This is a genomic window from Candidatus Symbiothrix dinenymphae (genome assembly GCF_001431085.1).
Genome location: NZ_BBRU01000004.1, coordinates 1 through 1,809, shown reverse-complemented (window position 1 = coordinate 1,809; position 1,809 = coordinate 1). Strand labels below are relative to the sequence as shown.

Genomic DNA, 1,809 nt, shown 5'->3' with positions numbered 1-1,809 from the left:
TTTTGATTTCTTCTTCGATTTCTTTAACCTCATATTTATGATTAATATAGTATTTTTTGAATTCATTTAAAATATCACTCTGTTGATATTGTACATGAGGTATTTCTTGTCCATCGGTAACAATAAAAAATGCTTGTACGTTTTTTTCTGGGAAAAAACCCTTCATTTTTTCAATAATAGCATCAATTTTTTCTTGATAACGAATTTCTTTTGGAATATGCGGGTCTTTATCAATACAATCTGCGTATAGTAATTGTTTAATCCACAAATAATTAACAAATTCCTTTTTTTCCAAAACATCAGAATTGTCTAAAAAAGTTTCTTTTATAATTAAGGATTTATTTGTTGTGAGTAAATCGGGTCTTATCTTAAAAAAATCATCAATTTTATTCGTACCGAGATACAATTTTTCTTGACTATTCTCATTGTCAAGGTCTTTGTACATATCTCGCCATTTAAAACGATAATCTTTATTTATCATTTCCATAAAATCGTCAATAACAGTAGCGGCGTCTAATTGCAGCATACAAAGAAATTGCCTGCCCTGATTTGAGCTGTTGAAATCAACTTTTTTTACATTTTTCAAAATATGATAAGCTACCCAACTGTTTTTTTGTATCATTTCTATATAATTGCCTAAAACAAATATTGGAAAATCGCGCAGATTTTCTTCCTTTTTTCTTAATTTCTCTTGTGCTGTCTTTGAGAACAAGTCAGTTATATCATTTTGTTTTTGTTCTTCTACATTCTTTTTTTTGATAAAGTATAGGTCAATTTTACGAAACCACCCTAAAATTTTTCCTATAAAATCTATTTCTAATACCTGATAATTGCCTAAAAATGCAGCGTAGCGAAGTCGAAATTTGAAGGTTGAAAAATCCTTGTCGTAATCCTTTTCCATGTCAAAGCAAACATCTTTATCAGGATTTGATTCTAATATTTCCGTTATAAGGTATTTATGCCATTCAAAGGTATTTGTTCTTAAATCTTTATATAGAATAAACGGATATTGCGACAATACTTTCAATAATGCTTTTTTGTTAGTATCGTTATCGTCAATGTTAATACCATCTTTCTTATATTTCAATTTAAAATCAACAAACTTATCTCTTTCTCCTTTCTTTGTTAAATTTGGAACTGTTTTGTTATTTGGGTCTGTAAAATAATCATAAATTTTGTGCGTTGCTTCAAACATTTTTAAATGTCTAATTTTCTCTTCGGTCGATTCAGTTTTTTCAGGCAAGCATTTTTCCGGATTCAATTTATTTGCTTTTTTGTAAAAATGTTCACGCAAAGTGTCGTGTAAAGCACTTTCTTGCAGCAATTCGTAACGCATACGTTCGTGTTCAAGTGGACGTTTTGAAGTAATGTTGAGAGTTGGTGGTTGGTTGTAGGTGGCAAATGCAAAATAATTATTAGACCACCGAACTGCACGGTCGTGAATAAAGGGAATGGCTTGGTCGTTAATAAGAATCGAGGCAGTAAGAGGCGAATCTTTTTCTGTAACATCTCTTATTAAGTCAAACAATTCAAGAAAGTGTGTTCCTGTAATTAGCGAATCATCAACATAGAAAATTTTTGTATTTTCGCCTGTCAAATAATTTTTATTCAACGAACTAAAATTTTCTACAAAATCAACCCCATTTTGATAATGAATGATTGTTGCAGAAGAAGAAAAAACAATCTCATTGATAAGATTGATAAATTGCGAATTGCTTTCGTGGCAAGGTGCTACAATGACAATATTGTCGGTCGGTTTTAATTTGTCGCATATTTTATTCTCTAAATACTTTTTTATATCTTTCAACC

Annotated in this window: 1 protein-coding gene; it reads right to left on the bottom strand. The window is 30.0% G+C overall.

Going from position 1 to position 1,809, the window contains the following annotated elements:
- The coding region (locus ASC50_RS00235) for a hypothetical protein (protein ID WP_158648202.1) at window positions 1–1,809 on the bottom strand (1,809 nt) is incomplete at both ends.